The following is a 13,442-nucleotide window of genomic DNA, read 5'->3' on the forward strand; positions in this document are numbered from 1 at the left end:
GGGTGCAAAGATTAAGGTTTAAGGGGTAACTTTGCTAGTCCGATTTAAAAATAATGAGTAGTCCGGTTAACATTGCTTTCCATTCCTTTGTCAAAATAGATCGCAGTAAAAAAGATCCGGTCTATATGCAAATAGTGTATCAATTTATTAATGCGGTTAAAACAAACCTTCTGGAAGATGGCGATCAACTTCCCGGAAGCAGGAAAATCGCAGAAGACCTGCAAGTTCACAGAAAAACAATTATGGCCTCCCTGGTGGAGCTGCAAGAGCAGGGGTGGATAAATAGCATTCCCAACATAGGTACTTTTGTGAAAAATGCGGAGCTATCTTCGGTGGCGGCCATCGGTTCCGGAGCTTTTAGGTCACCCCCGGAAAAGGCTGCCTTTACTTTCAGGAAACAATTTATTCTGGATACTCCTTTATTAGAGCATCGTGAAGATCTTTATTTCACAGATGGAACACCCGATTATGGGATCATCAAAGGGGAGGAATTAGCTCGTTTTTTCGCCTCGGTACTTAGAAAGGCCAATTGGTTCAATGAATTGCAGCAGGCAACCGGAGGTAATCTGTTTTTTAGAGACCAGCTCAGTTATTACCTGAATATCACCAGGGGATTTCATCTTTCCAGAAAATTTTTGTTGCCTATTTCGGGAAGAGAGCAGGTTTTTTCCATCTTATCGCGGTTACTTATAAAAACCGGGGATATTATTTTGGTGGAGAACCTGAGTTATTTTCTGCCAAATATGATTTTTGGTCAGGCAGGTGCACAGTTAAGGACGATTCCTGTGGATGAGGACGGGATGAGGGTTGATTATATCAGGGAGCACTTTAAGGCCGGTGATATTAGGGCCGTTTACCTCAACCCTCGTTGCCAATACCCCACTACAGTTCCTCTTTCTGAAGAGCGAAAGGCAGCTTTGCTCCAATTAGCAGAACAATACAACTTTATTGTGATTGAAGATGATGACGACTTTGAATTTTCCCTCCCAAAAGACAGGTCGGCATCACTCTATAGAAAGGACGGCGGAAACCGGGTTATCTATATCGGAGCATTTGGAAGGTTCCTCACCCCCGGATTTCAAATGCACTTTTTGATCGCCCCAGAAGACTTTTTGGAAGAAGGAAAAAAGTATATTAATATTTTTGGCAGACCCAATTTCTTAATGGAAAAGACGCTGGGAGATATTATTCATCAAGGGGATGTACATCGGTATCAAAGGAAATTTCACAGCGTAATTAGTGAAAGAAAAAAAATCTTTGCCCAATTACTCCATACCCACTTTAAAAGCGAAATTACATTTAGTGTACCTTTATCAGGCCTGGCTTTCTGGGTCAAGTTTAATCGATCATTTTCATTGAATCATCTTCAAAAAAGAGCAAGAAAAAAGGGCCTCCTCATTCCGGGTATATGTCTTTATCAAAATCAAAATCTTATTGCTTTAAGATTGGGATTTGGCCATCTCAGCAAAAAGGAAATGGGAGAAGCTGTAAGATTACTTGCTGAAGTATATGGAGAATTGGTTTCTGAGGCTTCGTTGCAAGGATGAATGAATAATTGGAAGTTTCAAAAGGCCAGCGCCTTCCCCTATGTTTTAGAACTTTTGTTTTTTCTAATAAAATTGTAAATCAGATTGAATGGACTTTCTAAACTGGTGTCAGGATTTTGTTAAAGCAATTAAAAAGATTTCATCGGCCTCACCCAGTTGAGCACAATAGTTGAAAAGCGGGTAAATAAGAATACCAAAGCCCCAAAGAGCGTAGGCAGCATAGTAAATTTAAGACCTTGAGCGAAATCCCGCGGGGTGGTATCTTCAAAAGAACTAAGGTAGTCAAGGGTTTCAATAAGCTTGACCAATTGTCCAAAAACTCCCAGTACAAGGGCAAAAAGTCCGATAGAGTTAAGCAGGATGATCGTCCTCGCAATTTTAGGATCTTTTTTTCTCGCTAAATATATTCCTCTGGCCAGGAGAAAGATTCCCAGCATCCAAACGATTAGGATAAGCATCATAATGAAAAAACCACCTTCTTCGAACCTGTCTCCAATAAGTCCAAAAAATCCTTGTTGCGCCTGCTGTTGTACTGCTAATATCATAAATTTAGTTTTTTTATTTGTCTATAGCCAAATCTACTGCTTATTCCCGGCAGAGTTTTTCTAAAGATGCCAATTACCGGTTTCCCGCCTTTTTTAGCAGATTTTATACCTCTTGTGGTAGTGATGTCAAGTATCAGAGTTAAATCGGGCAAAAAACCTGCTGTTCATCGCAGGAGTCTAAAAGATATCTGAAATTAATCGGATATTGTAAAATCTATGACAGCCAAAACCATTGCATTTATTTTATGGAGAAAAATTTTGCTGCACGGCCTTTTCTGGTTTCTGGTGCTTATTTTTTTCTCTTACTTCCTTGGTACGACAAATGATCAAGTTAAATTTTTAGGCTCTTTTGGGATTTTCCTCCTACCGGTAACTATAGCCACCACCTACACTACCATCTATTATCTCATCCCAGGCTTCCTGCTGAAAAAGAAATACCTGTTGTTTAGTCTTTATAGTTTATATACTCTGGTGCTTTCTGCTTTTGCCATTGTGATCTCCATTTTTTATGGATTAGTTTTTATCATGGATATGAATTACAGCGGAATACCTGCTCCCGGGCGTAGTCTATTATCTATGATGGTGCTTGTATATCTTGTGGTGGTATTGGTGAGTGCTTTTACTCTGTTGAAGCAGAATTATTCTTCTATAGCTGAAAACTGGGCCCTGGAGAACAAGTTTCTCCAGGCGCAGTTAAAGCTTAAGGAACAGGAGCTGCATTACCTGAAATTACAGGTGCACCCTCACTTCCTATTCAATACCCTTAATACGCTCTATGGTCATGCCCTCAAACAAAGCGCAGAAACTCCCGATATGATCCTAAAACTTTCCAACCTGCTTGATTACCTGTTGTATCAGGCAGATAAACCTCTGGTAAGCCTTCATAGCGAAATTGAGCATATAAAGGATTATATCGCCCTGGAGCAAATAAGGTTTCGCAGTAATTTACTCATAGATCTGGATCTACCGTCTCCCGTTAAAAATATTGATATAGCTCCTATGCTGCTTATTCCGTTTGTGGAGAACAGCTTTAAACATGGGGATGTGGTCGATGGGAAACTCTGGATCTTAATAAGTCTCAAAGCAGATGAGCAACAATTGAGCTTTACCATAAAAAACTCGGTAACAGGTAATAAGAATGGACTGGGATTGAAAAATTTAGAGAAACGTCTGCAGTTGTTGTATCCCGACCGGCATTCCTTTTCCGTAGAGAAAAATGATAACACTTTTCAAGCTCATCTCTCTTTAATTCATTCTAAGGTACAACGATATGACTAAAAAAATTTCCTGTATCATAGTAGATGATGAGCCCACGGCCAGAGAGGTAATTACCACACATTTGGCGAGGATCGAACATGTGGAAGTTCTTGGTTCCTGTGAAAGTTCCGGGGAAGCTTTTGGTTTAATAAACATCCATAAAGTAGACCTGATCTTTCTGGATATTAATATGCCTGAGATTTCAGGATTATCTTTTGCCCGTTCCATAAATCCTGAAATTAAAATTATTTTCACCACCGCCTATCGCCAATATGCCGTAGACGGTTTTGATCTACAAGCCGTGGACTATCTATTAAAACCAATCTCTTTTGAACGATTATTTAGAGCTGTTAATACCTTTTCCAGTATTTATTTTAGCAGAGGTGAGCAGCAACTTTCCCAAAAAAATGAAGTGTCGAAGGATTTTATGTTTGTACGGGCAGACCGGAAGATGATCAGGATCAATTACGAAGACATTTGTTATATAGAAAGCTTAAGCGATTATTTAAAGATCCATACCCGCAGCGGCTCTACAGTAATTCGAGAAACTATTAGCAACATAGAAAAAGAACTTCCAAATCCCGATTTCATAAGGATCCACCGTTCTTTTATTGTCTCCCTTGCGGCTCTGGATTCCTATACAAATGAATACTTGGAAGTAGCCGGCAAAGCTCTGCCGATTAGCAGAAGCTACAAATCTACCGTACTTGAGAAACTGGAAAAGTGGGCGATGGAATAGTTGCACATGAAGGTGATTACGTATGTCAGGAAATCTTCAGGTTCAATGGTCGCAAGTGTGAAGATACTTCTTTAAACGAAAAAAACCTGCTCAAGCAAAATGCCTGGCAGGTTTTTCCTGTTTTAATCCGCAGCTTAGCTGCGCCTGATTGTGGAGTCGGAGGGGTTCGAACCCTCGTCCAAACAAGCAATTCAGAAGCTTTCTACACGTTTAGTTTTCGCTTATTTTTCGATGTACAGCCGGCCGAAAACCACCAACTGCACACTTATCCTCAATTAAGTTTCAAAACTGCATCAAGGTCCTGCAGTCTCTATATTTACTTTGTCGGTGCCTCTGGTGTGAGTGCCGTAAATCAAGGCCCTCACGAGACATCTTGGCTCCCTACCTTGTAGGGACTAGAGTAATCCTACTATGATTCAGATTATGCTGCCAAGGCGTAGTTATTCTCGCCGTTTAAAAAGTGTGAAAAATGAGATTTACGAGCTATTTCCCAGCGCTCGACGTGCTTACAACTCAATTAGACTCGCTGTCAAAACCAAGTCGACCCCATTATGTAAAGAACTTCTGCAGTAATATTGCATATTTCATGCCAAACCTATTAGTCGTAGGTTGAGCATAAGAGTAACAAAAATAGACATTTTAGATTACAAATAACATGATTCGCTCTTGTTTCTGTTTCCTTTCAAATCTTTCGGGGGTTTATTGTCAAAATAAGTGGAAGAGGAATGTGGAGATACAAGATTATTTATTGTTTTTGCCTATTAGTAATGCCAGATGTTTCTTATATAGTTTACTCTTATGGCCTGTTAAATGATTCATTCCTGCCTCTTGCAGCGCAGCTTTCTATTATCTTTTTCCCACTCCTAATAATTCCTATCTTTGAGAAAATCCAAACATTTTAAAAAGCTATTTCAGTATGATAAAATTTGCCCTTATAAAAGAGCGAAAAACTCCCCCAGATCGTCGTGTGGTATTTTCTCCTGAAGAACTCAGGGAAGCTGTGAAGCAATTTCCTGATATCCAGTTCAAGATAGAAAGTTCAGACATCAGGATCTTTACAGATGAGGAGTACAGGCAGGCAGGTTTTGAAGTAACTGAAGATATTTCTGACTGTGATATCATGCTGGGGGTTAAAGAGGTGCCACTACCTTATTTAATCCCCGATAAAAAATACTTTTTCTTCTCTCACACCATTAAAAAGCAGCCCTACAACCGGGATTTATTGCGGGAAATTCTTAAAAAGAATATAGAACTTTATGACCATGAAGTTATTATAAATGAAACTGGCGGCCGGCTCATTGGCTTCGGAAGATATGCAGGGATTGTAGGAGCTTACAATGGATTTAGAGGCATAGGTCTCAAAAATGGCATTTTTGAACTCCCTAAAGCTGAAAGTCTGCCAAACCTCAAAATTATTCAGGATGAACTTAACAAAATTTCTATCCCGCCCCTTAAAATTGTGCTTACAGGCAGTGGGAAAGTGGGGGAGGGAGCTAAGGAGATCCTCGAACATTTAAAAATACCAAAGGTGGGTGTAGAGGAATTCCTCAATTCCGAATATACCCATCCCGTTTACTGCCAGATTGACGTGCTGGACTATAACAGGCGTAAAGATGGAGCCCAGGGCAGTAACAGGGAATTTTACAACCACCCAGAACTTTATGAAAGTAATTTCAAAAAGTTTGCTAATGCGGCAGATTTTCTAATAGCCGGGCACTTCTACGGGGAAGGTGCCCCGATCTTTTTTACTGCTGAAGATGCAAAATCCCCAGATTTCAGAATTAAATATATTGCGGACATCTCCTGTGATATTGACGGTCCCATTCCCAGCACTATTCGTCCTTCTACCATCGTCGAACCATTTTACGGTTATAATAAACAGGAAGAAAAAGAGGTTGATTTTAAGGATGAAGATGCGATCCTGGTGATGGCTGTAGATAATTTGCCGTGTGAATTGCCCCGGGATGCCAGTGAAGGTTTTGGGCAAATGTTCCTGGAAAATGTACTCCCCGCTTTTTTTAACGGTGATAAAGACGGAATTTTACAACGGGCGCAAATGACCAAAAATGGCAGTTTGACCCCCCGGTTTAGTTACCTCAAAGATTACGTAAAAAGAGAAGAATCAGAAATATGAAAAAATATACCATGAGCCTAATGATCCTGCTGTTCGCAGCAATCCCGGTAAAAGCCCAGCTACAGGTGATGAGCTATAATATTAAGTATGCCAACGAGAATGATGGAGAGAACAGCTGGTCAAACAGAAAAGATGATCTGGCGGCCCAACTCAGGTTTTATGAGCCGCATATCTTTGGAGTCCAGGAGGCGTTGCAGGGGCAGCTCGAATTTTTAGAAAATGAACTCGATAACCAATACCAATTCTTCGGAAAGGGACGTGACGATGGGGCTCAAAAAGGGGAATTTAGTGCCATATTTTTTAAGGCTGATGATCTTGAACTTTTGAAGGAGGGAACCTTCTGGCTTTCTTCAACGCCCGAAACTCCCGGAAAAGGTTGGGATGCCGCATATCCAAGGGTGTGTACCTATGGGAAGTTTAGAGTGAAAGATTCAGGAAAAGAATTCTGGGTTTTTAATACACATTTTGATCACGTAGGGAAAGAGGCAAGACGGCAGAGCGTTCGATTAATCCATAACAAGATCTCAGAATTAAATAAAAAGAAATTGCCGGTAGTATTAATGGGAGACCTCAATTTGGAACCTGACACAGAAGAAGTAAATTACCTGGCTTCTCATTTTAAAGATTCTAAAAAAGTCGCAGATCACACTTTTGGACCCGAAGGTACTTTTAATGCGTATAAATTCCATGAACCCGTCACCACGCGAATAGATTATATTTTTACCGACGGTGAAGTGCAGGTGAAGAAATATGCCGTATTGAGTGATTCAAAGGATTTACGTTATTTTTCAGATCACCTTCCGGTAATGGTAGAATTGAAATTAAAATAAATATCCGGTATAAATAAAAAAGAGGGCCTTTGAGGGCCCTCTTTTTGTTTGTGTGATGTTCATTTCTGAAATAGCTTCAGAAGAAGCTTCAAAAATGACATTTTTGACAACTATTTTCCTATTAAGTCGGATTAATAGGATCGTTTGGTCCTGCACCTGCCGGCCCGTTTTTATCAGGATTTCGGGGAGGATTGGGTTTTGAAGGATTAGATCCCGAATTGTCACCTGGTTTGTCACCTGAAGTATCCCTGGAAGTTTTCGGGGTACTGGCATTTCCGGCGCCGGTACCTTCTGGCGGAAATTTCCTTTCGGTGTTTCGCACATCAGGGTTGTCCCGGTTTGTGTCCCGGGCATCGGCTGCTTCGCTTCTAAACTTCTGAATAATATCTCTAAAATGCTCCCCGGCTGCCTCCCGGCCACCAAGACCGTAACTTAAAGCTACTGCAACGGCTATGGCACCAAGTATCAATCCGAAGGCAAGTTCTACAATTTCATTGGCAATCCCCATGGTTCGTAAGGCGATGGCAATGAAAAGAGCGAGTGATGACCAGCGAATAACGCCTGCAATAAAGTGATTCTTGCTTGAGCGCGTCATCGTGTTATATATAAGGAGAGAAATATAATTTCCTATAGCAAGAATGACAAGACCAAAGAGGATTTGACCCGTGATCTCCAAAATTTGATGAAGTATTTCAGTAAGTCTCGAAAGTCCTAAGATCTCTACAGCGGTAATAATTCCGAAGAAAACCAGGAAGAAATAAATGAGGTTTGCCACGAGTTTTGAAAGCGATTGTCCTGCTCCTATCATGTTATGGATCTGGATCTTTTCAGCCGTGCGGTCCAGCCCCATGCTTCTGAAGAGATCTTCCAGGAAATTGGCGAGATATCTACCACCCCAAACAAATACCAGTAGAATGAGGGCAGCGATCACTATTTCTCCTATAAGTTCTGTAAAGCCATAAAGGATGTCATTGGCGGGTTCGGAAATGGCATCCAGGCGCAGGGTGTTGAAAGCCTGAATGAGAAATGGAATAAAGATGATTATAAATACCAGTTTGCGAAGTATGTTCACAAGTTGGTCTGTGTCTTTAAACCCGGTTTTATCTATCATCCTGTCTAGCAATCCGCCGCCAATGTGAACAAGATTGGCAACAAATTTTGCCAGCACATAACCAATAAATCCAATTAAAAGGGCTCCAATTAAATTGGGAATAAAGAGCAGGAACTCGTTGAGCATATTTTCAAGGGGTGCAAGCACCTCACTTATTCCTAAAACCTCTAAAGCGATTAGGAGAACAATGATCATGATTAAATAATAGAAGATATTCCCAACAAAAACATTGGTGTCATCTATATTATCCCCACCAAAAATTTTTTCATCCCAGGAGGTTTTGCGAAGCAATTTCACCACCATAACTTTAATGCCTTTAGCAATAAGCCAGCCAATGAGAAGTACCAGCAGCGCCCCCAGGAGGTTGGGCAGGAAATAGGCAATGCGGTCTCCTATGTTTTCTAATTGTGTGTCCATAATTTATTGTTTTTTTAAGATAGTTAGTATTTGAAGGTAGATTAAAAAGAGCTTATGCCACAGTTACTTAACAAGAGTTTAAAAAAAATTTTACGGTTGTTGTTAATATTTTTTTACCTAAAATATGAAGAGATAGTAGAGACGAAATTAGGAGTGGTAAGGGCTGAAAGGAAATGCCAGATTTCAGAAAAAATCTCAAATTTTTTTTCAACAGTCTTTAGTTAATAAGAAAGCTGCAGGCCCTCTTTTAAAACTGCTGAATTAAAATAACTTTACTCCTCTTTCAAGTTAAAACAAAAACAAACGGCCATGGTTGAAGAATTATTTAGTACCCAGACTTATACCTATGATGAGGTACTGCAAGCATGTTTAAAATATTTTAAAAATGATGAGCTTGCAGCCACTACCTGGATAAATAAGTATGCAGTAAAAGACAAAAAAGGAAAATTTTTTGAGTTGACTCCCGATGATATGCACAGACGTATGGCGAGGGAATTTGCCCGGATGGAGGCAAAATATGCCGATCGTGTAGCGGGAAAAGAGAACCTTTCTGAATACGGAAAGACAAGAGAATTCTTAAGTGAAGAACGTATTTTCCAGCTTTTCAAGGATTTTAAATACAGCATTCCGCAGGGTAGTGTCATGGCGGCCCTTGGGAATGACCAAATGATAGCTTCTTTGTCTAATTGTGTGGTGGTACCACCTGTTTACGATTCTTACGGCGGAATTTTACATACAGACCAGCAGTTGGTGCAATTGTTTAAAAGGCGTTGCGGGGTAGGTGTTGATCTTTCTGGTTTACGCCCCAATAATGCACAGGTCTCAAATGCAGCCGGAACCACTACCGGAGCAGTTTCTTTTATGGAGCGGTTTTCTAACACCACCAGGGAAGTAGCTCAAAATGGCCGACGCGGAGCTTTGATGCTAACTATTGATGTAGCGCACCCCGATGTTGAAGATTTTATCACCATAAAGCAGGACCTTAAAAAAGTAACCGGAGCCAATATTTCTCTAAGGCTTTCAGATGAATTTATGCAGGCGGTAACCGATGATGCCGATTTTACCCTGCGCTGGCCAATTGACAGTCCGAACCCTAAATACACTAAAAAGGTTAGGGCTAAAGAGCTTTGGGATACCATCATAAGATGTGCGCACAATACTGCCGAACCAGGATTGATCTTTTGGGATAAGCAACATACCTATTCAACATCTTCCTTCTATCCCGGGTTTAAAAACAGTTCTACAAATCCATGTTCAGAGATTGCCATGCAGGGAGGGGATTCCTGTAGATTGATCGCCGTTAACCTATATAATTTTGTAGATAATCCTTTTACTGAAAATGCTTCTTTTAACCATGAGAAGTTCTATAAAGTGATCTATGAAACCCAGCGTTTGATGGATGATCTTGTAGATCTTGAATTGGAAGCGGTAGAAAAGATTCTTGCTAAAATTGATAAGGACGAAGAGCCAGATTTTATTAAGAAAAATGAAATAGATACCTGGAAGTTACTTGCTGAAAATGGCAAAAACGGAAGACGTACCGGTTTAGGATTTACTGCCCTTGCCGATGCAGTTGCTGCCCTTGGAGTGAAATTTGATACCGATGAAGCTCTTGAAGTAGTTGACAAAATTATGCAGACAAAGCTGAAAGGAGAATTTGACAGTAGTATCGATATGGCGATCACAAGAGAACCATTCAAGGTTTTTGATCCTGCTATTGAAGAGAAGTCAGACTTCGTGCAGATGATGAAGAGAGAATTCCCGGGGCAATATAACCGCATGATGCAGCACGGAAGAAGAAACATTTCTATTAGTACCGTAGCTCCTACAGGAAGTCTTAGTATGCTCGCTCAAACTTCTTCAGGAATTGAGCCAGTTTTCATGTTGTCTTACAAGAGAAGAAGAAAAGTCAATGCTTCAGAAAAGAACGCGAAAGTGGCCTTTGTTGATGATACCGGAGATGCTTTTGAAGAATTTACCGTATATCACCCAAAAGTAAAGACCTGGATGGATGCTTCAGGCAAAGAAGCTATTGAAGAAAGTCCTTATGCAGGTGCCACTGCTTCAGAAATTAACTGGCAAAAACGTGTAGAAATGCAGGCTTTGGTACAAAAATATACCACGCATTCTATAAGCTCTACAATCAACCTTGCCAGTGATGTGACTACAGATAAGGTAAGTGATATCTATATTGAATCCTGGAGACAGGGACTAAAGGGAATTACAGTTTATCGCGATGGTTCCCGAAGCGGTATCCTTGTTTCTTCAGATGATAAAAAGGATAAAAAAGCCGATGCAGTTCAAAATGTATTTGCTGAAACTTATGCCCCAAAACGTCCTAAGAAACTTGAATCAAGGATCATTCGTTTCAATAACGAAAGTGAAAAATGGCTTGCCGTTGTCGGGATTCTGAATGATCGTCCTTACGAGATCTTTACCGGTAAAATGGAAGATGTTTTCAACCTGCCAAATTGGGTAGAAAAAGGATATGTGATCAAAAACAGGGATGAAGATGGAAACTCAAGGTACGATTTTCAGTTCTGTGATAAGCACGGCTATAAAGTGACCATTGAAGGATTGTCAAGATCTTTTAATGAAGAATACTGGAACTATGCAAAATTGATTTCCGGAGTGCTTCGTCACGGAATGCCAATCCCATACGTAGTTGACCTTATTAACAACCTTAACCTGCTTGACGAAAGCATCAATACCTGGAAAGCAGGAGTTGTACGTGCTCTTAAGCAATTTGTCCCCGATGGTACACCTGCCGCCGACAAAGAATGCGGCGAGTGTGGAGATCCTGACGGAATCATTTTTTCTGAAGGTTGCCTGGTTTGCAAAAGCTGTGGCTACTCTAAATGCGGGTAAGGATTTAATTTTGTCCCCCGGTAAATAGGAAAACCCCGCTTCTGAAAAGGAGCGGGGTTTTTGTTTTATAGATCTAAATGAAATTGTAAGAAACCTCACAGGTTTTTGAAACCTGTGAGGTTTAAAAAGTTTCTCAAGATGGCACGGATTAGCAATCCGTGCCGATGTCCTGTACTAATGAATTCAAATTGTGAATATTCTAACCGGGAACTTAAAAAGAATAATAAGAGTATTCTTAACAAAAAGACCTAACAGGTTTTTCAAAAACCTGTTAGGTCTGAAGAATCTCTTAGATGGCGCGGATTTGCAATCCGTGCCGATGTGTAATCCGCGACGAGATTAATCTTAAAAAGAATTTATGGTCTTTCTAATCGCTGTCAGGTTGCTTAACAATCTCTCTAAATACTGAATGTCCAGCATATTGGCCCCGTCACTCTTTGCGTTGGCAGGATCAAAATGAGTTTCGATAAAAATTCCGTCGGCTCCGGTTGCAATTCCCGCACGGGCAATAGTTTCGATCATGTCGGGCCTTCCGCCTGTTACGCCGCTGCTCTGGTTGGGCTGTTGCAGGGAATGCGTTACATCAAGAACGGTAGGCGCAAACTGGCGCATGGTAGGTATTCCCCGGAAGTCAACGATCATGTCCTGGTAGCCAAACATGGTCCCTCTGTCGGTTACCATCACCTGCTCGTTATTGCATTCCTGAACTTTGGTGACTGCATGTTTCATACTCTCCGGACTCATAAACTGGCCTTTCTTCAGGTTCACTACTTTTCCTGTCTCGGCGGCCGCCACTACCAAATCGGTTTGGCGTACCAAAAATGCAGGAATCTGCAGTACATCCACATATTCTGCAGCTAAAGTAGCATCTTCGCGTTCATGAATATCTGTAACAGTAGGAACACCAAAGGTTTCAGAAACTTTCCGAAGAATTTTCAGGGCTTTTTCATCCCCAATCCCGGTAAAGCTGTCAATGCGGCTGCGGTTTGCCTTTTTGAAGGAACCTTTAAAAATATAAGGAATTTGCAGTTTGTCGGTAATGCCCACAATGGTTTCGGCTATGCGCAAAGCCATATCTTCACCTTCAATAGCACAAGGGCCGGCAAGCAGGAAAAAATTTCCGGAGTCGGTATGTTTTATCTGAGGTATCTTATCAAGTTGCATAGAAAAAATTTTACTGCAAAGATACCTTTTTTAGAACGTTATGTGGAAATGCCTTTTTTAAGACCCTTTTTTGCTTCCGTCTATTTCTGCGGAAGGATCTTCGCTCTCTTCTTCCTCGAACGGCGGCTGAATTTCATAACCCAAAGCTCTTATTATTTTATTGTTGTCATAATAAAAATGAGCTGCACTTACCTTATTTCCCTCAAATTTGAGAGCTACATGGTATGGAAAGCTTATAGTTTCTCCATTGGGGTAGCTAAGGGTGTTGGTACCCCAATGCAGTACCCAATTTCCCTTCCTGGCACCTTCGGCTATAGACACTCCCAGCCACACACCATCTTCGGATAATACAGGAGTGGCAGATTCCCGCCCTTTTTTCCAGTACTTTATGGTCTGGTCAATTGTTAAGCTGTCATAACTGCCAAGGTTGTGAAAAATGGCATTTTCAGTAGCGTCTTGCCTAAGGGTTTCCCAGTTTCCGGTTTCATAGGCTTTCACAATTTCTTTCGCTGTTTTCACCAATTGATCCTGCATGGGAAAATCAAGACTTGGCTGGCCATCTACCTGCGCCATACCGGGCTGCACATTGGCAACTGCTAAGAGCAGGCTAAGGCATAACAGCAGTATTCTCTTCTTCATTCTTCCTTTCGTTCTCATAGCTTTTGTTTTAGGTTATACCTTTTAATTAATATGCTGAATACTAATCACTTAAATTTACTGAATTATACGCTCAAAAGGAATTTCATATTCTTAAAATATGAGAAAGCTCAGTTTTAGGGCATGTCTGGGGCAAATCCTCAACCTCTTCTACACGCTTAAGATGTATAAAA

The 13,442-nt window shown here is 40.8% G+C and carries 10 protein-coding genes and 1 other RNA gene; 6 read left to right on the forward strand and 5 right to left on the reverse strand.

Annotated features, from left to right (window positions below; translation table 11 throughout):
- Positions 1–53: 53 nt before the first annotated feature.
- Complete coding sequence (locus OQ279_RS10620; protein ID WP_266069873.1) at positions 54–1,547, forward strand: aminotransferase-like domain-containing protein; 1,494 nt, start codon at positions 54–56, stop codon at positions 1,545–1,547.
- A 128-nt stretch (positions 1,548–1,675) separates the two neighbouring features.
- On the opposite strand, the gene OQ279_RS10625 is transcribed toward OQ279_RS10620, so the two are convergent.
- Positions 1,676–2,092 (reverse strand): MotA/TolQ/ExbB proton channel family protein, encoded by a 417-nt coding sequence (locus OQ279_RS10625; protein WP_266069874.1) that lies wholly within the window; start codon positions 2,090–2,092, stop codon positions 1,676–1,678.
- Positions 2,093–2,308: 216 nt separating this feature from the next.
- Here OQ279_RS10625 and OQ279_RS10630 point away from each other — a divergent pair, with 216 nt between their 5' ends.
- Together OQ279_RS10630 and OQ279_RS10635 are read left to right on the forward strand one after the other, a co-directional pair.
- A complete protein-coding gene (locus tag OQ279_RS10630; RefSeq protein WP_266069875.1) occupies positions 2,309–3,370 on the forward strand; it encodes a sensor histidine kinase in 1,062 nt (353 codons plus the stop codon).
- Positions 3,363–4,088 carry a LytR/AlgR family response regulator transcription factor gene (locus tag OQ279_RS10635; protein ID WP_266069876.1) on the forward strand — a complete coding sequence of 242 codons (726 nt, stop codon included), beginning with the start codon at positions 3,363–3,365 and terminating at the stop codon, positions 4,086–4,088. The genes OQ279_RS10630 and OQ279_RS10635 overlap by 8 nt, the downstream gene beginning before the upstream one ends.
- 148 nt (positions 4,089–4,236) lie before the next feature.
- Here OQ279_RS10635 and ssrA read toward each other — a convergent pair.
- Positions 4,237–4,636, reverse strand: a transfer-messenger RNA (tmRNA) gene (gene ssrA / locus OQ279_RS10640).
- Between the two features lie 368 nt (positions 4,637–5,004).
- Between ssrA and OQ279_RS10645 the strand changes: the two genes are divergently transcribed.
- Entirely contained in the window at positions 5,005–6,222 is a 1,218-nt protein-coding gene (locus tag OQ279_RS10645) for an NAD(P)-dependent oxidoreductase (RefSeq protein ID WP_266069878.1), read from the forward strand.
- Positions 6,219–7,052, forward strand: a complete 834-nt coding sequence (locus OQ279_RS10650) for an endonuclease/exonuclease/phosphatase family protein (RefSeq protein ID WP_266069879.1) — start codon at positions 6,219–6,221, stop codon at positions 7,050–7,052. The genes OQ279_RS10645 and OQ279_RS10650 overlap by 4 nt, the downstream gene beginning before the upstream one ends.
- A gap of 121 nt (positions 7,053–7,173) precedes the next feature.
- Here OQ279_RS10650 and OQ279_RS10655 read toward each other — a convergent pair whose 3' ends face one another.
- Positions 7,174–8,580: a mechanosensitive ion channel gene (locus OQ279_RS10655; RefSeq protein WP_266069880.1), complete on the reverse strand. Its 1,407-nt coding sequence runs from the start codon at positions 8,578–8,580 to the stop codon at positions 7,174–7,176.
- 309 nt (positions 8,581–8,889) lie between these two features.
- Between OQ279_RS10655 and OQ279_RS10660 the strand changes: the two genes are divergently transcribed.
- Positions 8,890–11,448, forward strand: coding sequence for an adenosylcobalamin-dependent ribonucleoside-diphosphate reductase (locus OQ279_RS10660; RefSeq protein ID WP_266069881.1), 2,559 nt, complete (start codon positions 8,890–8,892; stop codon positions 11,446–11,448).
- A gap of 345 nt (positions 11,449–11,793) precedes the next feature.
- On the opposite strand, the gene kdsA is transcribed toward OQ279_RS10660, so the two are convergent.
- Positions 11,794–12,612, reverse strand: coding sequence for a 3-deoxy-8-phosphooctulonate synthase (gene kdsA / locus OQ279_RS10665; protein ID WP_266069883.1), 819 nt, complete (start codon positions 12,610–12,612; stop codon positions 11,794–11,796).
- A gap of 57 nt (positions 12,613–12,669) precedes the next feature.
- On the reverse strand, positions 12,670–13,269 hold the full coding sequence (locus OQ279_RS10670) for a nuclear transport factor 2 family protein (protein WP_266069884.1): 600 nt from the start codon (positions 13,267–13,269) through the stop codon (positions 12,670–12,672).
- Positions 13,270–13,442: the final 173 nt, after the last annotated feature.

Origin of the sequence: Salinimicrobium profundisediminis (assembly GCF_026241755.1) — a bacterium.
Lineage (GTDB): Bacteria > Bacteroidota > Bacteroidia > Flavobacteriales > Flavobacteriaceae > Salinimicrobium > Salinimicrobium profundisediminis.